The 550-nt window shown below is 61.5% G+C and carries 1 pseudogene; it reads right to left on the reverse strand.

Annotated features, from left to right (window positions below):
- Nucleotides 1-550, reverse strand: a pseudogene (locus A2J01_RS33835) (FAD/NAD(P)-binding protein); the annotation flags it as partial.

Here is a 550-nt window from a genome sequence, read left to right on the forward strand (position 1 = left end):
ATGAAGCTGAAGAACGAATGAAGCCAACCCTCGACGTCCTTGGCGACGGATTCGGCCGGGATTCTGCCGCGCCGCAACAATTCTCCGACGGTCATGTACGTCGACAGCAGCGCTGAGAAGACAGCCGCGTCGGCGCTGAAATACGGGTCCGACCTCCGCGCGACATCTGCCGAGATGTATTCGGTGATCCGGGACTGGACCTCGGCAAGCCCGTCGTAGCGCTCACCGCCGAGTGGGCGGTTCAGCCGCTCGAGATCGATACGGTCTTCCGGCTTCGGGACTGCGTTCTCGACCAGTTCCTGCAATCGAGGCGATCCCCAAGCCAGCGAGGCGAATTCGGCGTCGAACTCCTCCCAGGTGCCCACTGTCCGATCCGGGTGAGATGCGAACAGCTCGTAATAGTGGGCGCCTGCCAGTTCTTTCGACGCCAAGGGCCAGATGTCGTTTCGGAAATCCAACGGTCCGTCGCCGGGAACGAGATCAGCGGTGAAGAACCGCGGTAGCGGTGGCCGCGCGTCAGCGATCGAGTACGAAATCTTGGAATGATACG

The sequence above is a fragment of the Rhodococcus sp. EPR-134 genome, assembly GCF_001647205.1.
Lineage (GTDB): Bacteria > Actinomycetota > Actinomycetes > Mycobacteriales > Mycobacteriaceae > Rhodococcus_F > Rhodococcus_F qingshengii.